At 33.8% G+C, this 24,559-nt stretch carries 28 protein-coding genes and 1 pseudogene; 22 read left to right on the forward strand and 7 right to left on the reverse strand.

Features of this window, described 5'->3' with window-relative positions:
* Positions 1-95: 95 nt before the first annotated feature.
* Entirely contained in the window at positions 96-1,034 is a 939-nt protein-coding gene (locus MHB48_RS09015) for a sigma-70 family RNA polymerase sigma factor (RefSeq protein WP_342601113.1), read from the reverse strand.
* Between the two features lie 325 nt (positions 1,035-1,359).
* On the opposite strand from MHB48_RS09015, the gene MHB48_RS09020 reads away from it, so the two are divergent.
* The 7 genes from MHB48_RS09020 to MHB48_RS09050 all read left to right on the forward strand — a co-directional run bounded on the left by MHB48_RS09020 (position 1,360) and on the right by MHB48_RS09050 (position 6,574).
* The gene (locus tag MHB48_RS09020; RefSeq protein ID WP_342601114.1) at positions 1,360-2,127 is read left to right on the forward strand and encodes a GNAT family N-acetyltransferase; all 768 of its coding nucleotides are present in this window, start codon (positions 1,360-1,362) and stop codon (positions 2,125-2,127) included.
* Positions 2,128-2,220: 93 nt separating this feature from the next.
* Complete coding sequence (locus MHB48_RS09025; protein WP_342601115.1) at positions 2,221-3,057, forward strand: DUF4037 domain-containing protein; 837 nt, start codon at positions 2,221-2,223, stop codon at positions 3,055-3,057.
* Between the two features lie 180 nt (positions 3,058-3,237).
* A complete protein-coding gene (locus MHB48_RS09030; RefSeq protein WP_342601116.1) occupies positions 3,238-3,741 on the forward strand; it encodes a hypothetical protein in 504 nt (167 codons plus the stop codon).
* 106 nt (positions 3,742-3,847) lie between these two features.
* Entirely contained in the window at positions 3,848-4,345 is a 498-nt protein-coding gene (locus MHB48_RS09035) for a hypothetical protein (RefSeq protein ID WP_342601117.1), read from the forward strand.
* Positions 4,346-4,654: 309 nt separating this feature from the next.
* Positions 4,655-5,230, forward strand: a complete 576-nt coding sequence (locus tag MHB48_RS09040) for a sigma-70 family RNA polymerase sigma factor (RefSeq protein WP_342601118.1) — start codon at positions 4,655-4,657, stop codon at positions 5,228-5,230.
* Positions 5,227-6,237 (forward strand): DUF4179 domain-containing protein, encoded by a 1,011-nt coding sequence (locus MHB48_RS09045; protein ID WP_342601119.1) that lies wholly within the window; start codon positions 5,227-5,229, stop codon positions 6,235-6,237. Before MHB48_RS09040 ends, MHB48_RS09045 begins: the two co-directional genes overlap by 4 nt.
* Positions 6,238-6,337: 100 nt before the next feature.
* The gene (locus tag MHB48_RS09050; RefSeq protein ID WP_342601120.1) at positions 6,338-6,574 is read left to right on the forward strand and encodes a hypothetical protein; all 237 of its coding nucleotides are present in this window, start codon (positions 6,338-6,340) and stop codon (positions 6,572-6,574) included.
* 229 nt (positions 6,575-6,803) lie between these two features.
* On the opposite strand, the gene MHB48_RS09055 is transcribed toward MHB48_RS09050, so the two are convergent.
* Entirely contained in the window at positions 6,804-7,247 is a 444-nt protein-coding gene (locus tag MHB48_RS09055; RefSeq protein ID WP_342601121.1) for a carboxymuconolactone decarboxylase family protein, read from the reverse strand.
* Positions 7,248-7,480: 233 nt separating this feature from the next.
* Between MHB48_RS09055 and MHB48_RS09060 the strand changes: the two genes are divergently transcribed.
* The 7 genes from MHB48_RS09060 to MHB48_RS09090 all read left to right on the forward strand — a co-directional run bounded on the left by MHB48_RS09060 (position 7,481) and on the right by MHB48_RS09090 (position 13,136).
* A complete protein-coding gene (locus MHB48_RS09060) occupies positions 7,481-7,993 on the forward strand; it encodes an HAD-IIIA family hydrolase (protein ID WP_342601122.1) in 513 nt (170 codons plus the stop codon).
* A 66-nt stretch (positions 7,994-8,059) separates the two neighbouring features.
* Positions 8,060-8,947, forward strand: coding sequence for a hypothetical protein (locus tag MHB48_RS09065; protein WP_342601123.1), 888 nt, complete (start codon positions 8,060-8,062; stop codon positions 8,945-8,947).
* Positions 8,948-9,730: 783 nt separating this feature from the next.
* Complete coding sequence (locus tag MHB48_RS09070) at positions 9,731-10,087, forward strand: hypothetical protein (RefSeq protein WP_342601124.1); 357 nt, start codon at positions 9,731-9,733, stop codon at positions 10,085-10,087.
* Between the two features lie 85 nt (positions 10,088-10,172).
* Entirely contained in the window at positions 10,173-10,433 is a 261-nt protein-coding gene (locus MHB48_RS09075; protein ID WP_342601125.1) for a hypothetical protein, read from the forward strand.
* 125 nt (positions 10,434-10,558) lie between these two features.
* Positions 10,559-11,344 (forward strand): DUF4085 family protein, encoded by a 786-nt coding sequence (locus MHB48_RS09080; protein WP_342601126.1) that lies wholly within the window; start codon positions 10,559-10,561, stop codon positions 11,342-11,344.
* A gap of 226 nt (positions 11,345-11,570) precedes the next feature.
* Complete coding sequence (locus MHB48_RS09085) at positions 11,571-12,293, forward strand: UDP-N-acetylmuramyl pentapeptide phosphotransferase (RefSeq protein WP_342601127.1); 723 nt, start codon at positions 11,571-11,573, stop codon at positions 12,291-12,293.
* 276 nt (positions 12,294-12,569) lie between these two features.
* On the forward strand, positions 12,570-13,136 hold the full coding sequence (locus tag MHB48_RS09090; RefSeq protein WP_342601128.1) for a DUF4256 domain-containing protein: 567 nt from the start codon (positions 12,570-12,572) through the stop codon (positions 13,134-13,136).
* Positions 13,137-13,258: 122 nt separating this feature from the next.
* On the opposite strand, the pseudogene MHB48_RS09095 reads toward MHB48_RS09090, so the two are convergent.
* Both MHB48_RS09095 and MHB48_RS09100 read right to left on the reverse strand, forming a co-directional pair.
* Positions 13,259-13,464, reverse strand: a pseudogene (locus MHB48_RS09095) (winged helix-turn-helix transcriptional regulator); the annotation flags it as partial.
* A 75-nt stretch (positions 13,465-13,539) separates the two neighbouring features.
* Complete coding sequence (locus tag MHB48_RS09100; RefSeq protein WP_342601343.1) at positions 13,540-13,719, reverse strand: tyrosine-type recombinase/integrase; 180 nt, start codon at positions 13,717-13,719, stop codon at positions 13,540-13,542.
* A gap of 169 nt (positions 13,720-13,888) precedes the next feature.
* Here MHB48_RS09100 and MHB48_RS09105 point away from each other — a divergent pair, with 169 nt between their 5' ends.
* The 5 genes from MHB48_RS09105 (at position 13,889) to MHB48_RS09125 (ending at position 16,599) form a co-directional block, all read left to right on the forward strand.
* Positions 13,889-14,131 carry a penicillin-binding protein gene (locus tag MHB48_RS09105; RefSeq protein WP_342601129.1) on the forward strand — a complete coding sequence of 81 codons (243 nt, stop codon included), beginning with the start codon at positions 13,889-13,891 and terminating at the stop codon, positions 14,129-14,131.
* Between the two features lie 369 nt (positions 14,132-14,500).
* Positions 14,501-14,833 carry a chaperone CsaA gene (gene csaA, locus MHB48_RS09110; protein WP_342601344.1) on the forward strand — a complete coding sequence of 111 codons (333 nt, stop codon included), beginning with the start codon at positions 14,501-14,503 and terminating at the stop codon, positions 14,831-14,833.
* Positions 14,834-14,994: 161 nt separating this feature from the next.
* Positions 14,995-15,981: an NAD(P)-dependent alcohol dehydrogenase gene (locus MHB48_RS09115; protein ID WP_342601130.1), complete on the forward strand. Its 987-nt coding sequence runs from the start codon at positions 14,995-14,997 to the stop codon at positions 15,979-15,981.
* Positions 15,982-16,073: 92 nt separating this feature from the next.
* Entirely contained in the window at positions 16,074-16,307 is a 234-nt protein-coding gene (locus MHB48_RS09120; RefSeq protein WP_342601131.1) for a hypothetical protein, read from the forward strand.
* Between the two features lie 31 nt (positions 16,308-16,338).
* On the forward strand, positions 16,339-16,599 hold the full coding sequence (locus tag MHB48_RS09125; protein WP_342601132.1) for a hypothetical protein: 261 nt from the start codon (positions 16,339-16,341) through the stop codon (positions 16,597-16,599).
* A gap of 110 nt (positions 16,600-16,709) precedes the next feature.
* On the opposite strand, the gene MHB48_RS09130 is transcribed toward MHB48_RS09125, so the two are convergent.
* Entirely contained in the window at positions 16,710-17,126 is a 417-nt protein-coding gene (locus tag MHB48_RS09130) for a DUF1284 domain-containing protein (RefSeq protein ID WP_342601133.1), read from the reverse strand.
* 420 nt (positions 17,127-17,546) lie between these two features.
* Here MHB48_RS09130 and MHB48_RS09135 point away from each other — a divergent pair, with 420 nt between their 5' ends.
* Positions 17,547-18,077: a dihydrofolate reductase family protein gene (locus tag MHB48_RS09135; RefSeq protein WP_342601134.1), complete on the forward strand. Its 531-nt coding sequence runs from the start codon at positions 17,547-17,549 to the stop codon at positions 18,075-18,077.
* Positions 18,078-18,214: 137 nt separating this feature from the next.
* On the opposite strand, the gene gndA is transcribed toward MHB48_RS09135, so the two are convergent.
* Positions 18,215-19,630, reverse strand: coding sequence for an NADP-dependent phosphogluconate dehydrogenase (gndA, locus tag MHB48_RS09140; RefSeq protein WP_342601135.1), 1,416 nt, complete (start codon positions 19,628-19,630; stop codon positions 18,215-18,217).
* Between the two features lie 178 nt (positions 19,631-19,808).
* Positions 19,809-21,254 carry a glucose-6-phosphate dehydrogenase gene (gene zwf, locus MHB48_RS09145; protein WP_342601345.1) on the reverse strand — a complete coding sequence of 482 codons (1,446 nt, stop codon included), beginning with the start codon at positions 21,252-21,254 and terminating at the stop codon, positions 19,809-19,811.
* Between the two features lie 783 nt (positions 21,255-22,037).
* Here zwf and MHB48_RS09150 point away from each other — a divergent pair.
* Together MHB48_RS09150 and MHB48_RS09155 are read left to right on the forward strand one after the other, a co-directional pair.
* Positions 22,038-22,658, forward strand: a complete 621-nt coding sequence (locus tag MHB48_RS09150; RefSeq protein ID WP_342601136.1) for a cyclase family protein — start codon at positions 22,038-22,040, stop codon at positions 22,656-22,658.
* 1,147 nt (positions 22,659-23,805) lie between these two features.
* On the forward strand, positions 23,806-24,483 hold the full coding sequence (locus tag MHB48_RS09155) for a M15 family metallopeptidase (protein WP_342601137.1): 678 nt from the start codon (positions 23,806-23,808) through the stop codon (positions 24,481-24,483).
* The last annotated feature ends 76 nt before the right edge of the window (positions 24,484-24,559 follow it).

Raw genomic sequence — 24,559 nt, forward strand, 5'->3', positions numbered from 1 at the left:
TAATTCAACAAATCGTAAGAAAAAAATTTAAAAATTATGTAGCAGTATGAACAAACTTTGAAAGAAAGAACCGAAGAGGTCATTTGTTATTTCAATTAATTCCAATTTACTGGTGGTTTTACTAATTGTGCCTTTATTCCAAGTTCTTCGGCAGCAGCTAAAATAAATTCTTTCCTGAAGAAATAACTTTTATGGCTTACTATTTTACCGTTTTCAATCTCTTGTATCTGAATGTCATGTATTTCAGGGCTATGGTCATTAGTAGTTAGCACAATAATAACTGGTTTACCCCAAAGTTCTATTTCTTTAGCAGTATGGCCAGGCAATCCAAATCTTAGGGAACCTTTTCGCATCTCCTCTTTAGAGAATTCCTGGAATCCAAAGAACGCTTCATTTTGTGCTTGCTCACTAAATAATCTTAACATACTATTTAAATCTCCATTATTAAAGGCTTCTAAGTATGCTTGAATGGTTACGTTATGACTTTGTGTACCTATTTTAGTTCTTGATTTTGAAAAATCCATAGAAGCTATTTTTCTTCTCGCACGTTGAACTGAAGAATATACACCACCTGGAGTGCTTTGGACAATCCCAGCTACTTCATCTGCACTAAACTGGAAAATATCCAATAGTAGAAATGCTGCTGTTTGTTTAATTGTCAAATTCGACTCCAACGATATTAGAATCTCTTCCAATAATAGACGATTTGAAAAATCAAGACTTGGCTCAGGTACATCATCTAAAGTTCCTATTTCACGTTTAAGCTTTCTACATTGGTCCAGCCAGGTGTTTGTTGCAACTTTGAAGAGATAGTATTTTTTATCAGTAATCTCACTCCAACGTTGGGGTAGCAATCCAAAAGACTTTATCATTGTCTCTTGATAAAGATCTTCGCCATCCCAAGGGGAACCAGTTACATATTTACAATAGTTCCACAGGTCTGATGAGTATACTGAAACTATTTCTTCAAATTCATCTCTTAATTTTCGAGCTTCATCCAAAAAAACTTTGTTAATGTTATTACTTAGTTCCATATAATTTCCCTCCTAATGTACTTACAATAAATAGACGTTTGAGAATAGAAAAATTATACGGCTTAGTAAAAAAAAATTAAAGATACTAAAATTTGTTCCAAAGCAATAGCAAGAAAGACTAAATTAGGGAGGGTGTTAATACACATTACGACCAAAGTGTGCAATAGAAAAAGGCCTAATTCAACTAACGAGTGCTTTAGTTAAAGATCATGGGTTGCTTAGGCAACTCTTTTTTCTTATTGAACTAACGTAGCAGTTTAGTTGAAGAAGGTATATAGAATAATATCGAAATAATAAGAATAAAGGGTGAAAGGGTGATTGTATATTGTCTGAAATTTCTATGGTGGAAAACCTTTTAAAAGAATCATTTAAAGTATTAGATGGCACACCTCAGTATATTGGAATAGAAGAAATAGAGAGGGCGGACTTTGACCATAATAACTGGAAAGATAAGATAAATACTTTAAATGACTTTGCTATACAAAATAAACTTAGCAGAATTAGTGCTTTAATTAACAGATCTTCTGAACACTATTTGCTTCTTTCACAAATGTTAATTAATTTAGGATTTGAAAAGTATACTTCAAAAGTTGAAGTAGTTAGAGACTTAAATGATATTAATAACAATATAAAAGGGTATGATTGGCAATCATTAAGTGACTATAATATATCGGAAGATGAGTTTAAGAAAATTTGGGAGAAATGTATGTATGCGTCTGAAAACTCCCCAACTTCACTTACTATGGATGAACATCTAAACTCAGTGAAAAATGAAATAGGGGAGAATTGGAGTAAATCTTGTAATGTCATTTACTTAGAAGACAACCCCATTGGAATATCTATCCCCCATATAGAACGTGGCACTGTGGACGAAGGAAGGTTATTTTATTTTGAGATTTTACCTGAAGAGAGAGGGAAAGGACATAGTGTATCTATTCACTATCAGTCCATGAATTTACTAAAAGAATTGGGAGCAACCTATTACATAGGAATTACACATGAGACCAATAAAAAAATGCAAAAAGTATTTTTAAAAAATGGGTGTTCAATTAGGGCCGAAACAGAATCGTATTATAAATATATAGGTAATTAAGCCAATAGTTCTTTTACGGGTGGCTTTTCTTATTGAACTAACGCAGCAGTTTAGTGGAAGAAGCAAAAAAGGTTTCCGAAAGGGAGAGATTATGTGGATTTAAAAATATTAGCATCAGAAATAGCAAATATATATGAACAAAATCCAAAAGTTGAAGCCGTTTTATTAGGAGGTTCTGTATCACGAAATTGGCATGATGAATATTCGGATATTGAACTATTTGTTTTTTGGAAAGGAGCTCCTACTGACGAGGAAAGGAAGGCTCCAATCGTAGAATTAAATGGTAATATTATTGACTTTCACCCATATGAAGAAGAGGAATGGTCAGAAACTTACATAACTCAGGGTGTTAAATTAGAAATAAGCAATTTTCTAACAGATACAATTAACAAAGTTATAGGAGATGTAATTATATCTTATGATACGGATTTAGATAAGCAATGTATTGTAGCTACGGTTTATAACGGAGTTACCCTTAGCGGTGATTTTGTTATTAATTGCATGAAGGAGAAAGTAAGTAAATACCCTTATGAATTAAGTGTGGCTATGGTAAAGGAGAATATTTTTTTAGGAAACAGATGGACTAATCGTGAGGCTTTACTTGAGCGTAAAGATTGGTTAATGCTTTATAAAGTAATGGTAGCCGTTCAAACCAATTTGATGGGCGTATTATTCGGTTTAAACCGTCAATTCGTACACCATCCAGCCTTTAAGTGGCAAAAACATACACTCAGTTCAATGGAAATCACTCCTAAAAATATATCAAATCGCTTAGAGTCTATTTTTCTTGATGACCCAAAGGTTTCTATAAGAGAATTAGAAGTAATAATTGAGGAAATGTACGAACTAATACAACGTGAACTTCCTCAAATAGATTTATCTTTAGTTCTTGATAAATCGTTATTTTTGAGACCAAAAAGTGAAATATAATAGAAACCTTGTTAAGCTAACGAGTGCTTTATTTTAAGATCGTGGGTTGCTTAGGCAACTCTTTTTCATATTGAACTAACGCAGCAGTTTAGTTAAATAAGCAGGAGTTATTAATTGGAAGAAGAAATAGTAATTTATAAAAAAATTTTAAAAATAGACTTGGTGAAAGGGAGTTAGTTTATGAAAAAAAGAATTTACCTTTTTAGCATCACAATCGTAGCACTTCTTATTGGAATATCTGTTTTGACTATAGTGTTAGGAAACAATGACACTTCTGAAACAAAAGCCAAAGAAATAACCGAAGTTGAAATTGATGATGAATTTCTAAACAGCTTTAATAAAATTAACGTTGCATTGAAAGAGGATTCTCCAAATATTTATTCTTTTAAAAATATGAAATTGCACAACGGGGATCTATTCTTATTAAATGGAGAAAATACGGGTTTGGCATTAAAAAAAGGAGATAGTGTTGAGATAGACCTATCCATCATCCCAGATGGAACAAGTGCTACTGGAGTTGGTTACATATTGAATGGTAATTATACGAAGATTTTTTCTGCTTCCGTTACTGATCAGCTCAGGACAGACTTTTATGTAGAAGAGGATGGAGACTATATAATCTGTATTATCGGATTTAACGCAAACTTTATAACAATTAAGGATGGAGTTATTTCAACTAATTAAGTTTGATATAGGTGCTTAGATTAAGGGTTGCTTAGGCAACTCTTTTCTAATTGAACTAACGCAGCAGGATAGTTGAAGATAGGGAGAATAATAAGGGGGTATAATTATGAAAAAGTATTTTTTAATAGGATTAACAGTGTTCATATTTGGCTGTGAACCTGAAGAACAGAAAGTTGAATCAGAAGAAATCGAATCATTTGAGACTCGAATTGTAAGCGAAGAGGTAGAAATTTTAGAGGGTGCTTATTTAGCTGAAGATATTGAAGTAGACGTTACTGGGGATGGTGAAGAGGACCAAATTCTTCTGTATATTTCGCCACCTCCGATTTTTGATGATAATGGAAATGCTGCTTGGGATGACACTCATATTTGGCAATTGTTAGTAAAGGACGAAGAAGAAACATACGCCTTATTTAATGGCGATGTTCGTGGTACATTAGACTTTTGGATTATTGAAAAAGAAAATCGAAATGAGATTATACTGTTTAGCGATGGGCAAAGCCTAATGATGTATCGATACAAGTTTAATAAAGATGGATTTGATAAAGAAGAAATTTTATTAGAGGATTCTAATATTGTTAAACGTTCTTTATCGGAATGGTGAAAAGTTTCTCAGAAGTTCTTCAACTAACGAGGTGCTTTAGTTAAACAAGTGGCTGCCAGTAAGGGTAGCTAACGAAGCAGTTTAGTTGAATAAGAATTTTCTAATGAACTCCAATATAATTAATGTTTTTGAAACCGAAAAGACCTGTCTTTGGCAGGTTTTTTTGTTGTAGTTTAAGAAACAAAGGGAAAGGTATTTCGGCTTTATATTTTTTTAAAAATCAAATTTTATTATATGTGAGAAAAAAAGTCTATTTATTACGTTGTATATAGTGTGAGGGATTTTACAAAAAGTAAGGAGACAAATCTTATGAAATCTAACCACCATAATTTTATAAAACGGCTTAAACGTCAAAAAGAAGATGCTTTAGAATATACAGTTGATAAATATTTACCGTTAGTTAAGGGCATTACCTATAAAGTATTGTCACCATTAGGAAACCCTGGTCTAGTTGAAGAATGTATAAATGATGTTTTTTTAACTATTTGGCATCACGCAAATCAGTTTGAAGGGGACACTGATGATTTTCGGAAATGGCTCTGTGTGGTCACAAAATTTAAAGCAATTGATAACTATCGGATAGCAAATAAACGTGTTGAAGTTGAAATTGTTGGTACAAATGATTTAGATGTAGGTAGTAGTCCTTCTGTAGAAAACGAAGTTCTTGTTACTGAAAATAAAAATGAACTATTAAAGTTAATGTGTGGGTTTGAAGTGCTTGACCGAGATATTTTTATGATGAGATTTTTCTTGGACATGACAAGTGAAGAAATTGCAAAAAATATTGGTATAACGAAAGCTGCAGTCGATAATCGCATTTACCGTGGAAAGAAAAGACTAAAACAACAACGGACTAATAATAACTTAGGGGGGACTTTTGCATGAAAGATATCTTTGAGCATTTAAATAATCTCAAGCTGGATGATGAAGATTTTAAAGAGATGGAAGTAAGCGAAGTCGAAAAGGCAAGAGTAAAGGCAAAATTAAAGCAATCAATAGACAAGAAGCAGTCACATCAGATGAGAAAACAATCAACTCGAAAAAAATGGGGTTATGGCATTGGGGCAGCAGTTTTGGCTTTTGGATTGTTAGTCGCTTCTGCGACGGTGTCTCCAGCTATGGCACAGGTCGTCTCTTCTATACCATTAATTGGTCAAATATATAAGAACTTAGGTGATATCGGTTTGAAAAATGTTTCAGAAGCAGGGTTGAGTGAGTATTCCGGGGAATCTAAAACAATCAACGGGATTACGATAACACTCGGGGAAATCTATTACGATGATGCCCGGGTAACAGCTAGCTTTTCCGTCGATTCTAAAAAACCTATAACGTCGGATTATTTTAACATTAAACATAATTATAAAGGTGGAATGCCTTTATCGAATTTTGGACTTACAACGGATGAAAGTTCACCGACAAATTGGACTGGAATTCTAAATATTAATTACTATAGTTTTAACCCTGATACACTTAAATTGGGTATGACTTTTGAAGGTAAGCAAGGGGAGTTATTTGAGTTTACGAAGGAAGTAGTTAAAGCACAGTATGAAAATAAGATTGATATTGCAAAATCTCAACAAATAGACAACTTGAAATACGAGATACATGATATTAAATGGGGTACTCCTGGCGTTCTCATTGCGTATGATGCTCAGTATAAGGAAGAAAATTATGGAAGAGACGTTAAACTTGAATTTGAGGTGGTCGACTCTTCTAACAAACGATTAAAGGAGATTAGTGGGAAGTACGGTAAGCAATTATTTGAACCGGTCGAAAATGATGTGACTGAATTGACAATCACCCCTTATGCTAAATTTGATATTCAAAGAGGAGATGGTCATATAGAACGGAAGGAACATAAGTTGGAGCCCTTTAAAATATCGATTCCGTAAATAGAGTTTAATACCAATTATGAAGGTCTTATTCAACTAACGAGTGCGTTAGTTAGAGAAAGAGGAGGTATTTTAAGAAAAGCGTTGAAGTAGGTATAGTATGTGTAATTTTCAAGTATCAGGCAAAGTATTTGACTGCAAAGGGGGGAGATTTATCCGTTACAATATAATTTTGTATATTGCTATTGTTTTAATGCAACTAATTATTTTAACGAATATTACTTTATTAGACGGTAGTTGGAATGGAATTACAATGTGGTTATGTACAGGAATTTTTATCTTTGCAACAACAATTTTTCTTCTAAGTAAGTCGCAAGAACAAAAATCTGGACGTTAAAGTTATTAGCATATTTTATTAGCTACCATGGGGTATTAGTTCTGAAGCAATAATAAGAGTCTTATTTAACTAACAAGTACTTTACTTGAAGATCATAAATTATTTTCTTATTGAACTAACGCAGCAGTTTAGTTGAATAAAGATGGAGAGTTTTTACGTCGCATTTGACACAAATTGCGAAATAAATGGAGGAAAAAACGAACACCATAAGATGTTCGTTAAAGAGTAGTTATTTTTCAGTGGCTGTATTCCCCATTGCGATAGAAATTCTATTCCAACTGTTGATTTGATTGATGATTAGAACAAGGTCAACATATTGATTCTCGTTATAATGTTCACGTACTAGCTTATATAGGTCATCAGGAACTCTTTTCGTAGGAATTAGAGTAATATGCTCAGATAGTTCGAGAGCAACTTTCTCTTCAGGTGTATAAAAAGTACATTCATTCCAAACATTTAAACAATAAATTCGCTGTTCGGTTTCACCCATCTTACGAGCATCGGATGTATGAGTATCTATACAAAAAGCACAACCGTTAATTTGAGAAACTCTAATTTTGATAAGTTCTCTAGTAGTTCGATTAATAGTAGACTTCTTAGTGTATTTCTCCATATCCATCATAATTTTCATACCATCAGGTGCAACATCGTAGTAGGCAACTCTTTGACTCATAAGGCAAAACTCCTTTGATTTTTAAGATAGGGTAATTATAACTCTGTGCGAACGTTTGTGCGAGTTTTTTGTTGTATGACATTCAAATTAATTGTAATTTAGATGTAAAGTGTAATGAGTTACTACTCTGTGCGACCAAAATGTGTAGTAAAAGAGAAGGTGCTTGTTTAACTAACGAAGCAGGTTAGTTGAAGAAGAATAAATGAAAAATCAATCTGTAAGGAGGGTAGAAATTGAGAGTTGCATTTTTTGATAGAGATGGCACTATAATTGAAGATTATTCAGACCATGAATGGACTAGAATAGAGCATCCAGTATTTATAGATGGTTCAATTAGCACATTAAAAGAAGTTATAAGTAAAGGTTATAAAATTATAATTATTACCAACCAATACATTATTAACGAAGGATACATTACTGTTGACCAATACCATGATATAAATAATCAAGTGAAAAGAGAGTTAACTCGCCAAGGTGTTGAACTGCTTGATGTCTTTTATTGTCCCCATGGTAAAGATGAGGGGTGTACTTGCATGAAGCCTAAAATTGGAATGATTAAGCAGGTTATTCATAAATATCCTGAAATTAATTTGGAAGAGTCCTTTGTGATTGGTGACTCAGCAGTTGATGTAGAATTAGCAATAAATATAGGAATTAAAGGTTTTGGAATAAGAGTAGGTTCTAATTACAAGGAAGAAAAAATATATCAATTGAACAGTGTAAAGGATTTACCACTTTATATTTAAAATTAGTTTATTGCTCTGCCATCACAGAGTTCTTTTTCTTTTTAAACACTTAGAAGGAGATTATATATGCAGATTATAATTAAAAAATACGAGAGAATAGACGAAGAACAGTTTGCCCAGTTATTACATTTATGTTTTGAGGAAGAATATTTACTAAGTGTTGTATATAGCTCTAAATTGAAATTTGCATACTCTGCTTTTTTTAAAAATAAGTTAATAGGCATTGTGATTGCTTGGACAAGTAGTTTCCATCCGTATTGTACTTACTTTCGAATATTAAGTAATCCGCTTTACAAAAGGTTAAGTATTGAAGAAAAATTGTTATCTAATATTGAAAAACTTGAAACAATTAACTTTCCTTTACAAACTTCAGTTTGGGAAACTTCAACTAACTTAAGAAAAGTTTATGAAAAGAACGGCTTTATTGAAATTAGAAGAACGTATATGCCAAAATTAAAGGTAACAGACGTTAAAGGCGATAGTCCCCATAATAGTGAAAAACATGTAATGAAAACTTTAGAGGAAGTTATATCAAACGAAGTGCTTGTTGAAAAGCTAACTCTTGTTGTAAAAAGAAACTATGAAAAAACACACGTAGTAAATCCAGTAGTAGAAAAAGGATTGGAAGAATGGAAAGAAATGATCCTCGCAGACGATGTAGTACCAAATGGAAGTTATATTTACTTAGACATCGATGAAGAGGATATAATAGCTTATTCTTTTCTTCATGAATCAGATAGGGAAGATGCTTTAGAATTAGGTTGGTGTGGTACATCTGAAAGTCAAAATAAAGAGTTGATTCCTCAATTAACATTCCAACAAATAAAATATGCTATTAAACATGATATTCAATTTATTGTGGGAGAGTTTGATACCACTGATAAATATGCAATGGAAGTATTAAGTACCTTACCATTCGCTCCATGCCCAACTTGGATTACTTATCAAAAATAGCAAAAGAGAATGATTTCTTCTTCAACTACCATGAAAATAAGTATCTTAAAGAAAAATGAAAATAGTTAAGAAGACCCTGCTCAATTGTAAAAAAAAAGAGGATGGCGCACATTAATCCAATAATTACATTCATTAATTTCTATTACTCGAATTTGTTAGAAATAGAAGTACGACTATATCTAATTAACATGTACTTCTTATTGAACTACCTTGGAAGAACGTAATTTCCTTCCATATTCTGTGGTGAAGTAGGGCTTCATGGATGGCTAACGTGTGCGTTAGTTTAAGAACAATGAGCTGCATAGACGGCTCTTTTTTCTTGTTAAACTAAAGCAGCAGGTTAATTTAATAAAGAAATATTTTGGGAGTAGGCGGAATGGCAATAGACTCCCCTGACAGAGATAATTTTGATTTCCTTAGGGGTTTTTTATCTGTTCAAACAATACCATTAATTCTGCTCTTTATAAGCATATTGAAAATATTTATGAACCAGAGAACATTAAAAGAAAAGTGATGTGTTCAAAGCACAAGAGTTTATACGTTTTATTCGATAGAAGATGTTACTTGTTAAACTAACGCAGCAGGTTAGTTGAAGAAAAGGTTATTTGTGGCGGCGATTAATTGGTGGATAAGGGGGGCGTTTTTGTGCATCATTGTTTCAATGTTTACTTTTTATGTTTCATTAGAGGGGTTCTATTAAGCTAACGAGTTCTTTAGTTGAGGAAAAACAGATTTGTAGCATTAACTGGAGCACATATTCATATAAAAGGAGGAACCGACAAGTTGAAACTGATTTGTAAAGCATGTAATTTAGAAATTTCTGAATCATTATCGGAATTAAAAGACCTGAATTTGATTAGTAAAAACGATGGTCAAGATTATGTTCCTAGAGGCTTTTATTTAATTCAAGAAGAAACAACTTACGAACTATTAAAAGGTTCAATCGTTATAAACATCAAGGATTTAATCAATTCAAACCGTCATTCAGATAGCAGTAGATTAAATGGTTGTTGTGGTCTTGACGGCTGTGATGGAATGAACAGGGTTTGCTTACATGATCACGAAATTGGTACAGAATACTCTGATTGTTGGAGGTTTCATAAAGTTGTATTAAATCCAGAGTTAGTACAACTTATTTAAGATTTAATTCGCTTATTAAACTATGAAGCAGGTTAGTTCAGAAAAATTAAGGGTTTTAAAACTATTCTCAATGGAGGTTAGAAAGGTGAAAGAAAATCATAGTTCCTTATATATCAATGTAATATTAGGTGCAGCTGGAACTTTACTTGTTGCATTAGCTGCTATGAGTAGTTTCTCTCTCAAAGATAATTCTTCAAATTTTATGCTTTTTTTTGGCTTTATTTTTATTATTAATTACATAAATTATTTAGAGAAAAAAGCGGGAATTAGTAATAAAATAACTTGGATAAGGGCGATAGGATCAATTGTTATATTTATTTCTTTGGGATATTTACTGTTTTACTAAGCTTATTAAACTACAGGGGCAGTTTAGTAAAACAGGATTTTATTTCAAAAGGGGTGTTTTTATGCTCATAGAGGAATATAGGACAAAGGGAATTAAAACGCCAATAGAGAAGGACAGAAAATTAAATGAAATATTTTACTAAAGAATGGTATGAACTTTGCCAAAGAACAAGTTTCCATCTACCTTTAGAAGAAGAAAAGAAAGCTGAAACATTTTCAGAAGATTATTTTCAACAGCTTTACAACAACGAATTAAATAGTTGGATTACTTTACAAGAAGAAATTGCTTTAATATTGAAAACCAACGAAACAGCAAACATAGATGAAAATACTAACTATGAGCCCTTTAATAGAGATAAGGCAATAGAACAATTTCATTTATCTTTTATTAATAATCAAGAGTATTTAAAAAAGGAATTATCAGAACCAATTTTAAATCAGATAGCTGATATAAGGGTTTATGCTTTATATAAGGCGAGTCGTAATGTTATAAATGCTGTTACTCAATTTTGCGAGAAAAATGAAAAGGATGTAACAATGACAAGTAAGGATTACAGAAGATATATCAATGGAGCTTCAGCATCATTGGGTGAAGAAATCATTAAGAACTTCAGCTTCCATGATTGTACGATTATAAAATCAGTTAAGAACGAAAGGTCCTTAAAATTACTTCTTGACAATACAGGTGGTTTTACAAATATAGATGAAGTCATTTTTGAAAATGTTACTATAATTCAACAGGATGGTTTGTTGCAAGGTTCATGGTGGTTGTATGAGGAAATATATAAGTCAAATGACAAGTACGAGTTTCGTGTCTTGCTTCAAAATATCACGATGGGTTTAATTGAATTTATTATTTCAGCTGACCAAATTCTCTTTAAAAGTAATAAAGATTCCAATTATAATTCATGAGCTTATTTTTTATTTTTTATTGAACTACCATGGAAGGATGTGAAATTTTTACATATTCTGTGGTGAAGCAAGGCTTCATGGATGGCTAACGGGGAGGTTAGTTTAAGAAGCAAAATAATAGGATTTGTGTTTTATTTCCATATACTGTATATTAAATTGAGATAATGTTGGGATCCGAATTTTCAAATCTAGGGTAGTTTTTTTAAAATTATTGAGGAGGGAAAAGTTGTTATATTTAGCTTTATTTATTGGACTGGTTTTAATTGTAATTACAACCAAGCTCAATAAATCATTAAAATTATCAAACATTTGGATGTTGCTTGGTCAAATTGGTGCTTCACTTGTGATAATAATGGTCGGTAAACTTGATATTAGTATTATTCATTATCCGATTTATGGGAATCTGATTGAGTTAGGGTATTTGACTATTCCAATTTCTTTATTATTTCTTATTAGTTTTACAAATGTGATGAATATGGAAAAAGAGCAAAATTCTTTAATATTACTTTTACCATGTGTTTCTTTAGTTTGTCTTTCCATATCGGCTTCCAACATGGGATATTCATTTGTTTCAATTATGGGAATTTGTGCTAGTTTAATGATTATGTTTGTTCTGCTATATGGCTATTTTTCAGGTAAAGTATTTGTAGGAAGAACACTTACTTCGTCAATAGGTTATATAATAGCAGTACTTTCACTGTCCTTACTTAAAACATCTATTGTTACAATTTATATTCCGATATTTACATTAGCACTACCATTTGCTTTATATTATTTAATTCACAATAAATTTACGAGCGTACAATCAATTACAATTAGCTCTTTAACGGCTATTTTCTTTAGCGTATTAATGTTTGTAGTTCCTATTAATATATTATGGTTTCTTGTTGTTGGGTTAACTGGTATTTTGGTTATCATGCAATTTTCTCGTAAGTATCGCTTTATTTAGAAACAAAATTCTATTACTTAATCTTAGCAGGGCTTTAAGGATGGCTAACGGGTGCTTTACTTTAAGAAGGAGTGAAGCCATTTTTCTTATTCAACTAAAGAACCAGGTTAGTTTAAGAAGATTAATGGTAAAATTAGGAGTATGGTAGTCAAAGGAAGCTTAAGTAATATTAGGTGAAAATTTTTATGAACAGGTCCAATAGAAACCAATATACTTTTTGATTATAGTATTATAGCAATTGTCAATATGAGTAAAAATAATAAGGAGGAAACTAATATGACAAAGAGAAATAAGGAGTTGCCACTAGAACAACGTGAGGAACTACTCAGAACTTTGAAAGTCCGTTTTGAGAAAAACATGGACCGACATGAAGGTCTTGAATGGGCTAAAGTACAATCTAAGCTCGAAGATAATACTGAAAAACTGTGGTCGCTCAATGAAATGGAAGGAACTGGCGGTGAACCGGATGTTGTTGGCCATGATAAAAAGACGGGCGAATACATTTTTTATGATTGTTCAGCAGAAAGTCCTAAAGGTCGCAGAAGTGTTTGTTACGACCGTGAAGCACTGGAGTCAAGGAAAAAACACCAACCAGAAAATAGCGCTATTGATATGGCAACTGCCATGGGCATAGAACTTTTAACGGAAGAACAATACCGGGAGCTACAGAAACTTGAAAATTTCGATATGAAAACGTCGAGCTGGGTGCAAACACCTGCTAATATTAGAAAACTCGGCGGGGCAATCTTTTGTGATCTTCGCTACGACACTGTCTTTGTGTACCACAATGGAGCAGATTCCTACTATGCTGCAAGAGGCTTCCGTGGCTCGCTAAGGGTCTAAATTTTTCATAGACAGTTAAATTTGAATTTGAGTACGGATTAACTGGGGAAAGGCTTTAATTTCATTCTTCCACTATCGGAGGCGTTAGCAAAAGATCAATGAGCTGCATAGACGGCTCTTTTTTACTTTCCTTTAGATTCTTGCTTTTTCCCGTAAAGCTCATCCAAGTGCTGTAAATGTTTTAATCCCCATTCATGCATTGCATTAAAACTGGCATTTATCCTTTTCCGTATTCGGTAATTGAGTATTCAACTTTTGGGGGTATTTGTGCATATACTTTACGATTTATAATATTGTGATATTCTAATTCTCTTAATTGGGTTGTAAGTCGAGAAATTCTTGTTCAACTATGAGGCTTTAGTTAAGTAGAGCAACGTCTATAAAGATGTTGCTCCTTTTACGTTTAAAAGTACTTCTGATAATACTCTTTCCTTATCCTCCCGATTAATTGAGCGTATTTCCTTCCGGTTTCAGATTTTTCATACGCCATAAGACTTTGTATGACGTCAATTGAAGCCCCATTATTCAACAAATTAGTTACGTAGCTGTGTCTAAGTTGGTGTGGGAGAATCTCTTTATTGATTTGAGCTAACGCAGCAGGTTAGTGGAAGAAAGAACATACTTATTTAGCAACAAATTTTCCCCATGATAAATAAAAGCATATGTACCATTCTTTTTGTCCAACTGTTAAAGGTCTCCTTTCATAAGATAAAATGCAAGTATTTTTCTTTATGAAAAGAGGTGAATTTTATATGGGGATTAGAAATATGTGTGATAAATGTATATGCGATCAACTAAGTATGTTGGAATCAGGCACTGATGTAGACGTAATTGTAGGCGGTGTAAGGTTGGAAGATATAACTTTTTTAGAATTTGACATGAGTAATTGCTGCGCCAAGTTTGAAGGTGTAGAAGAAGAAGAGGGTCAAATGGTTAATTTAACTATTTTTATAGATTGCCGTGATATTCAAGCGCTCCTTATAGAAGAAGAATGATAAATAAGAGGGGCTAAAGGGTGCATTCCTTCAAGAAGAAATAGCACCCTTTCTTCTTGAACTACCATGAAAATAAGTTTCTTCAAGAAAAGAAAAATGACAACACTGCCCTGCTCAATTATTTAAAAAAAGAGTAGAGCGTGCATTAACAAGTCTATGGATTTCGGTGACTATGTATTGACTACTCTTAACCATTTTCATTCTCTGTGGTGCAGCAATATTTTGTGCTGCATAGGTGGCAAACGGGGGCAGTTTACCTAAAGAAGGAATAACAAACCATGTTGTAGAAATAATAACCTAATTGAACCAAATGTCTTGAACCGAAAATAAATATTTTTTTAACTTTTTTAGGAGGTAATTATTTTGACCATAACAACGATTGAAGAATTTCAAAAACTAGATATTCGCATTGGTACTGTAATAAGTGCTGAATCCTTTCCTGAGGCACGTAAACCATCAATTAAACTAAGGATTGATTTTGGTGAAGAATTAGGAATAAAAAAATCTAGTGCACAATTAACAAAAAGATACACTCCAGAAATATTAATAGGTCGCCAAGTGGTAGCGGTTGTAAATTTTCCTCCACGTCGAATCGCTGGATTCAAATCTGAAATATTGGTGATAGGTGGTGTTCAAGAAGAAGGTGACGTAGTTCTGTTAAAGCCAGATGAAACTGTTGAAAATGGTACACCGATTGCATAGAGTCATTAAAAAACATAATAATTTCTAACAAAGTAATTGGTGGCTTCATGGGTGGCTAAAGGGGCAGAATAGTTAGAGAACAGTTGTTGAAGAGTGAAGCCGTTGTTCTATTTATTCGTATCCGTAGATATTAATGAATATAACGAATTGGAGGAGAACTAATGAAAGCAATTGTTTGCACAAAGTATGGCCCCCCCAATGTTCTTCAACTGAAAGAGGTAGAAAAACCTATTCCTAAGGAAAATGAAATACTGGTAAAAGTAAAAGCGACAACCGTAACAGCAGGAGATATTCGGGTAAGGAGTTTTACAGTTCCTCTCTCTTTTTGGCTGCCCGCAAGAATAGCACTTGGTTTTAGACGACCACAAAAAGCTATATTGGGGATGGAGTTAGCTGGGGAAGTTGAGTCAGTAGGGAAAGATGTCAAGCTGTTTAAGAAAGGTGATCAGGTTTTTGCGGCATCCCAGGCGGGTTTTGGTGCATATGCTGAGTATAAGTGTCTGTCTGAAGATGGACCAGTATCTATTAAACCATCCAATATAACTTACGAGGAAGCAGCAGCTATTCCCATTGGGGCACGAACGGCATTGTATTATCTTAGAAAAGCTAATATTCAGAGTGGCCAAAAGGTCCTTGTCTATGGAGCTTCAGGAAGTGTAGGAACTTATGCAGTACAGATTGCAAAGTTCTTTGGAGCAAATGTCACTGGGGTATGTAGTACGACGAATTTAGAATTGGTAAAATCTCTGGGCGCAGATCAGGTAATTGATTACACTGCAGAAGATTTTTCTACTAAAGGGGAGACTTATGATGTGATCTTTGAAGCGGTAAACAAGAGTTCATTTTCAGCTTGTATGAAATCGCTAAAAAAGGACGGAACCTATCTAAATGTCACTATACCATTACCAGGAATTAATATGTTATGGACTAAATTGACAAGCAGCAAGACACTAATTTTGAGTCAAAATTCACCTGAAAATTCCGAAGCTCTAAACTTCCTCAAAGAACTTGTTGAGTCAGGGAACTTAATAGTGGTCATTGACAGATCTTATGAGATTGAAGAGATAGTTGAAGCTCATAGATATGTTGAGAAAGGACACAAGAAGGGAAATGTCGTCATAACTGTGGAACATAACAAAAAATCCTAATAAATAGCACTATTGTATCAAAGATTAGGATAGAGGAAATTCATTTAATGTATTCATTGATAACATGGAACCTGTTTATTGGTTAGGAAAACATGGAAACACAAAAGAGAGTTTTCAATTATGATAAAAATCAAGCTATCATTAATCTACCGGTGGCTTTGGTTAAAGAAAATGGGTTGCTTTGGCAACTCTTTTTTCTTATTGAACTAAAGGGGCAGGCTAATTCAATAAGCTGGTTAATTCAGAATCAACAAACCTTAGGAGGTGAATTAATTGAAAAGAAGATTACTCTATTGTTTTTGTATCATTTTCTTGAGTGCCTGTAACCATTTCAGCGAACCCATAATAGAGGATGAAATGGTTAAACTCACAATTGAATGTACAAGTGGTGAAACGATTAAGATTGATGATCAGAAAACCATTAATAAAGTAATTAGGGAAATCAACGGTTCAAGGAGAGAAGGTACAGAAGAGATGGAGTTCGAGGATTTCGGACATCGAGCTACGCTTGAAAACAGTGATGGCGAGACAAAAACTTTCAATTTGTTCATCGGCGGGAAAGCCATTGTGTCTGGATACTATATTCATTCAAACATTGATGATTTTTGTGGGAAATAGTTTTAACAGTTAGAAATTCGTTTTTCCAAAGACCTTTTCTTATTCAATAAACGAGTGTTTTAGTTTAAACAATTCACCTCAAAATAGAACTATATAAAAAAGGGGAGAGCTTATTTCAGTTCCCTTAACCCCTTTCCTTCATGAATCTCTTTAATACCTTCTTCACAAACTCCATATGACCGCCAGGAACAAGATTCGCACACAATTTGAATGTCGGAGGGGACGATATACTTTCGGATGAGTGACTCAATGTCTTCCCAAATCAGAATTTGTCCGATTTTAAGTCCTAATTTCTCTAAAATAGCGGCATCTCTTTCATAAATATTGTCGGCTTGGCAGTGGTATTCACCTGAGTTTGGATACTTTTCACACAATTGATCGGGACCCTTTACAATTCGAATCCTCATCTTGGGGTTGTCTCTCAAGCTCTGGTGCAGACGTGTCATATTTTCCACGTATTCTTGTGAATAGCCCATTCCCCGATAGCCCAAAAGGCAAAAAAGATGATGACCTCGCAGCATATACATAATTTTCCCCCATTTCGACATGTTCGATTAAATACATATGTTAACCAAAACAATTAACCAGTAAACAAATCTTAATTATCATAACATATCACCCCTAATCAGTTGCACACTTATTAACAGGGCTTTAGTATATATTGAGGAAAGAAAAAAAGTGGAGTTAAACGAATTTTGTTACACGCATCAGAGGATGTAATACCTTTATATAAAAAAATGGGTTTTACCAAAAAAGATATTGAAATGGAAACGTTTTTATAACCGTAGTGTATTGAACTAACGTAGCGTTGGTTATAATTTACATTCTGATAGCTAAAAGTCTTTATACTTTTGACATGTATTCGTCCTTTTTACATAATGACAAGTTTTGTCTTAATTAATTGGTATACTAATTTTATCATCTAAAACAAAGGAATGGAGATTTACATGAAAAAACAGCGTAACATTATTTTATTCATTGGTACTTCAATTGATGGATATATTGCAAATGATGATGGTACATTAGAATGGTTAGAATCAATAGAAGTTGAAGGAGACTCTGGCTACAATTCACTCCTAGAAAGAATTGACACTGTTGTTATGGGAAAAAGAACTTATGATGTCATTCGTGGATTTGATATGAATTATCCTTATAGTGATTATAAAAATTATGTATTTTCTTCTAGTTCTGTTAGTGGATCAGATGAATATGCTTCATTTATTGATGTAGATGTCAAAACTTTCATTAAAAATATTAAACAAAAGCCTGGTAAAGATATATGGTTAATTGGTGGAGGAATCTTAGCAAGTGAATTTTTTAAAGAAAATTTAATTGATGAATTTCAACTAGCCATTGCACCTATTATTTTAGGGAAAGGAATCTCCCTATATAACGGAGATGATATTACTCAAAAATACACATTAACCAAAGTAGAAAAATTAGGCCAACTAGCTATGCATCATTATATAAAAAAATAATTTTCATCATCAAAAGACCTATACAGGAAGGAAAACTAACTCCTTTTTGATCAATCTTTGTTCCAAACCAACAAAAAGCATCCGGTGCTCTAAACGACTCTGAGTTGTTTTAGCACCTGATGCTTTTTTGTTTATTGTTATTTGGCTGCCCAAGAAGTATGAAACACTCCATCTTTGTCTATACGCTGATAGGTATGTGCACCAAAATAATCCCGCTGTGCTTGGATAAGATTAGCTGGCAACGTCTCCGTCCGATAACTATCATAGTAAGCTAAAGCACTTGATAAAGCAGGAGTTGGTATTCCTTTTTGAATTGCCAAGGCCAGTACTTCGCGAAGGGAATTGTGATATTCTCCAACTATCTCTTGAAAGTACGGGTCAACTAGCAGGTTAGGCAAATTGTTATTACGGTCAAAAGCATCTTTAATCTTTTGTAAGAACTGCGCACGAATGATACAACCTCCTCGGAAAATCATTGCGACATCTCCGTAAGGAATTTTCCAACCATATTCCTCAGATGCTGCACGCATTTGGGAAAAACCTTGCGCATAGGAACAAATTTTACTCATATACAAAGCTTTACGAATCGCTTCAATCAAATCAGTTGAATCACCTACATACTTGTTCAATACAGGGCCTTTAAGTATTTTACTTGCTGCAACTCGTTCTTCCTTAACAGAAGAAATAAATCTTGCAAACACGGACTCTGTAACGATTGGAAGAGAAACACCCAAATCCAGTGCATTTTGACTTGTCCATTTTCCTGTTCCTTTTTGCCCGGCTACATCCAGAATCTGATCAACGAGTGGCTTCCCAGTTTCTTCATCCATTTTGGTGAAAATGTCCGCGGTGATTTCGATGAGGTAGCTATCAAGCTCTCCTTTATTCCACTCAGAGAATATTTCATGCAATTCCTTAGCGGTAAGACCAAGTGCATGCTTCATGATGAAATATGCTTCGGAGATCAGTTGCATATCCCCATACTCAATTCCATTATGAACCATTTTCACATAGTGTCCTGATCCATCAGGTCCTATGTACGCATTGCAAGGAGTTCCATCTACTTTCGCTGAAATTGCATCAAGAATCGGTTTAACCTGTTCGTAAGCTTCTTTCGAGCCTCCAGGCATAATCGAAGGGCCATTACGAGCTCCTTCTTCACCACCAGAAATTCCGGCACCAATGAAATGTAGCCCAACTTCTTTTAAGTCTGCTGTTCGTCTATTCGTGTCTTGGAAGAATGTATTTCCTCCATCTATTAGAATATCCCCATGTTGAAGGTAGGGGATAAGAGTTTGAATAACCGAATCGGTTGTATCTCCAGCCTTCACCATCAATAATATCTTGCGAGGAGTTTCTAATGAAGCAACAAAACCTTCTATATTGTATGTACCGTGAATATTTTTATCTTTCGCTTCTTTGTTGGAGAATTCCTCCGTTCGATCAGTCCAGTAATCATATACAGATACCGAAAAGCCATTGCTCTCCATATTTAACGCAAGATTTATCCCCATCACGCCTAATCCAATAACACCTATTTGTTGTTTTATCATATCTTTACCTCATTCCTTCGTGTTATTTAGCCTAATATAGATAGACAGTTTTCCAGTTCATCGTTGATGAATTTGGTTATGCGCTTGTTTTACAATTTCACTTAGATTTTGAAGCTCACTACTTTGCATGAACTGAATCTGTCTTAATTTGTATCTTCTTTTAATTTTAACGTTTTTCTTACCACCACTTAAATTGATCGGATAGCAATAGCTGACTTGCCTCTTTTGGACCTAATGACCCAGCAGGATAAGGATATAAAGGTAACATATCCTCCTGATATGCTTCTAATAAAGGTTGAATCCACTTCCAAGATAATTCTACTTCTTTCCAATTAGCAAAGAATGTGGCATTACCGAGCATTGCATCAAATAAAAGAAGTTCATATGCCTCTGGTAGACCTTCCGAATTGGTTGAGAAGTTAATGTAAACAGGATCAAAACGATTACTAGAAGGATCTTTCATGTTCACCCTTAAAGAAATGCTTTCGTCTGGACTAATCTCGAGGATCAATAAATTCGGAGTGATCCCTTCAATTGGGAATGATTCTTTCACCTTGTTCTTAAACTCAATGACAATCCGTGTAGACTTCTGATTCATTCGTTTCCCCGTACGTATATAAAAGGGAATTCCACTCCAAGATGGATTATCAATATAGATGCGTGCAGCGAAATAAGTATCATTTTTTGAGGAACTTTCAACCCCGTGTTCTTTTTTATAGCCAACTACTGGAGTATCGAGAATCTCTCCTGATTCGTACTGGCCGCGAACAACATTCTGGTATACATTTTCTTTCAGGATTGGTCGAATAGATTTCATAATTTCCATTTTATTAACACGAATTTCTTCTGCTGTTATTTTTTTTGGAAGGTCTAGTGCTGTCATCATTACTAACTGAAGAAGGTGGTTCTGAACCATATCACGAATTGCTCCTGCTTTATCGTAATAATCAGCCCGATTTTCTACCCCAACCGTTTCACTTGCTGTAATTTGGATATTAGCAATTTGATTATGATTCAACAATGATTCTAGTGCAGGGTTGGCCAATACTAAGGTTTCAAGATTTTGGACCATCGGTTTTCCAAGATAGTGGTCAATTCTGTAGATTTCTTCTTCACTGAAAGTTTTGCTCAATTTCTTATTTAATTGCTGTGCAGACGCAAGGTCACTTCCAAATGGTTTTTCAACAATGAGACGCTTCCAGCCTTTGGTTTGACTTACACCACTTGTATAAAGATTTGACGTAATAACATCAACCAAACTTGGTGCAACAGACAAATAGAAAAAACGATTTTCTGGTATGTCTAACTCTTTTTCTCTGTTTTCAATGAGTTCGTTCAAACGTTGATAGGATTCTTTGTCAGTCGCATCAAATGCACAGTACCGAAATTTGGTTAAAAATCCTTGCAAACCAGAAGTTTGAATATCTCTTCTAGAGTATGCTCGAAGTGCTTTTTCTACTTTGGACTGAAACTCTTCGTTTGAAAAATAGTTTCGGCCTAAACCAACTAAAGATATAGTATCGGGTAGTTTTCCATCAAGATATAAATTATATAAAGCAGGAAATAACTTTCGTTGTGCTAGATCTCCTGTTGCTCCAAATAATACAAAGGTCATGTCTTGCATGGACCATTCTTCTAACTCAATTAAATATTCTTTCACGTCAATTCCTCTTGAGGGATTTTCGTTACCCATATTCAATTCCCTCCTACTTTTATATTCAGTATTTAGTACGCATTTTAATATCATATAGTGTGTGAAAGTATACCGACATTACATTCGTTATTATTCTCTTATTCATGATTATACTTTTATTCGTTATTAAGAGGAAGAAATTAGAAAGAATCCATAAGCAAAAAAATGAAAAGCCATCACCATAGTCTGGCTTACTTAATGTGAATATGAATAGGAATAGGAATTCGGGTTCGTCCTTATCCCGCCTTTTGCCAAAAGAGTTTTGTGCTATTATCAAAAATATTGAAATCTGACTAAGATACAATAGTGAAATGATGAAATTGATTTGTTTTCACGTAATTCCACTAAGTTCACCAAAAAACGCATAGGGCGGACACATAAATGAAACTACAATTAGAGTTAGATTATGTTAACATTCCAAAAGCCATTGAAGCTATTAAGAAGTAGGGGGGTATATCGATATTTTGGAAATCAAAACTCCTGTTATCCATAAAGAAGGACTTGTGGGTCTGGTTCAGGTGAGATTCCAAGCCTAGAGCTATGACGAAGAAAGCTATTTAGACTCAGGCATATTTAACACTTTGTTTATAGTACACGAACAATTAAATATTAATAGAGACAAAGTAGTTTTACTAGACAACATCATTCATAACGTGCGAGGATAACTTTATAGCTAGATAAAAAAATATATTAAATAATGGAGGGGTTGATAGAGTGAAAATATACGATGTAACAGGTGCAATTTATGAAGGAATGACTGTTTATAAGAATAAACCGGAAAAACAACCAAAAGTAAATCAAATAACGAATGGATATGTTACTGAGACACGGTTGGAGTTCGATGTGCATACAGGAACACACATTGATGCACCACTACACATGGTTGTTGATGGAGATACATTTGAAACGATTCCATTAGATAATCTTGTAGGGCAGTGTAAGGTATTGGATTTAACAGAGTTGGAAAATGAAGGAGTTTCAAAATCCGACTTAGAAGGTTTTGAGATTCAAGAGGGCGATTTTATTTTATTAAAAACGAAAAATTCATTTGAGGAAACATTTAATTTTGATTTTATTTATCTCGCACAAGACGGAGCAGAATATCTTTCTGAGATAGGTGTTCGAGGGGTTGGAATCGATGCACTTGGAATCGAAAGAAGTCAAGAAGGGCATCCAACGCATAAAACGTTGTTTGCAAATGACATCATAATAATAGAAGGACTTCGATTAAAGGGAATAGAGCAAGGAGAATACTTTATGGTTGCAGCACCAATAAAATTAGTAGGTACAGAAGCTTCACCTGCAAGAGTGTTGCTATTTGAAGGGCTAAGATAATATTTCTGTTTTTTTAAAAACATTACAAGGAGCGTTTCTATGTATAAGATGATTGCGATCGACCTTGATGGGACGTTACTCACAGACGAATTGATGATTCCACATGATACAGTAGCGTTGCCGTCTGAAATAAAAAAGGCTCTTACAATTTATTAAATAGACTAAATAATAAGAGGATATTATGTTCAATATAAGAGCATATATCCTCTTTTTTCATACATATTATTATTTTTAAGTGTGAAGTGCTATTAGAGTTCAAGAGGTTATATTGGAGAATAACAAAAAGAGATACATATTACTGGACCAAAAGAGTAACCTAAATGGAAAATCCATTCTTTAGTTTGTATTTGTTTATATTTTCGTGCAGCCTTTCTATATAATTGAAAATCCTGTTTATTCACAAACTACACCTTCAAATAAAATTGAATATTTATATCCTGCAAATAAGGAAAAAGTTTTTGATGAATCTGTAGATGAATATCACTTTCGTTATAGCCTATATAGTTTGGTTAAATAACGAAACAGATTCCTCTTTTAGAACTTGACCATATACATCCATAATCAGCTTTGGTATATTCCCTTTTCTTCTGTTGAGAAAATTCCCCATCAAATAATCAATTACTCCTCATTATCCTTGTTATAAATTACCTCACTAATTTCATTAAATCTTAAGAAATCCCCTAAGTTTTTATTAATAATTTTTTTTTATAATTAGTACTATCTTGATGAAAGGAAGATGTTATATGAAAAAACCATTACTAAGAACACAGATTTTTTTGAAGATAATGTAATTTAGTTATAAAGCCCAGTGGTGATATGTCAACCATAAAAAACATCGAAAATGGAAACTCTTAAGCTTCTAAGCATAAAAACTGTTGCGTAGTAGCGAATTCATGAGGCTTACAAGTATTAAATTGGATAACATAAATAAGCAGGTAAGCACCTGTTAGCTATACTATTTTGAATGGTTAAAATGGAAGTTTCCTTCTTGGTACCTCGTGTAAACCAGGACAACATAAAAAGAGTGAGGGAGCCAAAAGGCGACTATCTCCTATAGGAAATCCAACAGGTCCCCCAGTTGTCCGGATCAACAGGAAATTCTATCGGAAAGAGCTTTTACTACTAATATACGAGGAGTCATATAAATATGATAAAAAAAATAGTCACAATTGCATTACTCATGATGATTCTAATTGCTTCTGGCTGTTTCGGAAATGAACAAAACAAACAACAAATACAACAGGGATTACTCACTGTCGCTGATCCTGAAAGTATCACCGTTCTTGTCAACAAACAATATGCTTTTCCGGAAGGCTATGAACCGAAAGAGCTCGTTTACCCAAATGTTCCATTTATATTTAATGAAAAAATAGAAAAAAGAATGATGAGAGAAGAAGCAGCGAAGTATCTCGAAAAAATGTTCCATGCGGCGAATAAGCAGAATATTCATCTAGCAGGTGTTTCAGGCTACCGTTCTTCTCAAACTCAAACAGTCCTATTTAATAATTATGTTGAAAAAGATGGAATCGAAAAAGCAAAAACATATAGTGCTGTTCCTGGAACAAGCGAACATCAATCAGGATTAGCAATTGACGTTAGTGGATCCGATGGTTCTTGTGCAGTAGATGACTGTTTCGCGAATACAGAAGAGGCAGCATGGCTTGAAGATAACGCCCATAAATATGGATATATCATTCGCTTTCCAAAAGACAAAGAAAATATTACCGGTTACCAATATGAACCATGGCATATTCGTTATGTTGGTGTAAATTTAGCCACTGAGTTATTTAATAAAGGGTTAACATTAGAAGAATATTATGAGTAGCACCTGTGAGCAGAGGGTGAAAATAACAATAAGTATCTTAAAAAGGTAAAATTCCTTTAATGATATGTGTGGGAGA

Source organism: Psychrobacillus sp. FSL H8-0483, from assembly GCF_038637725.1.
GTDB lineage: Bacteria > Bacillota > Bacilli > Bacillales_A > Planococcaceae > Psychrobacillus.